This window comes from Micromonospora sp. DT178 (genome assembly GCF_049841695.1).
Lineage (GTDB): Bacteria > Actinomycetota > Actinomycetes > Mycobacteriales > Micromonosporaceae > Micromonospora.
Map to the genome: position 1 here is coordinate 1 of NZ_JBNCKV010000106.1, position 230 is coordinate 230.

Below are 230 nucleotides of genomic sequence, written 5' to 3' on the forward strand. Positions count from 1 at the left end.
TCGAACTGGGCCCGGACGGCACGCTGACCTCGATGGCCGACGCCGAAACCCCCGAAACAGGCGTGTGGCTGCCAGCGATGCGCGCTGAACGCGACGAGCCGCAGACGTTACTGACCGCCCTCGCCGGTGTCCACGTACACGGCGGGGCGGTGAACTGGCCGACACTGCTCGACACGAGTGCCGGTCCGGCCGAGGCCACAGGCGTGGGCAGGGCGGTGGGCGGGACCATC

1 protein-coding gene is annotated in these 230 nt (G+C 71.3%); it reads left to right on the forward strand.

All coding sequences use genetic code 11. The features are described from left to right. Positions 1–32: 32 nt before the first annotated feature. The coding region (locus ACLQ22_RS32170; protein ID WP_425695633.1) for a hypothetical protein at positions 33–230 on the forward strand (198 nt) is incomplete at its 3' end.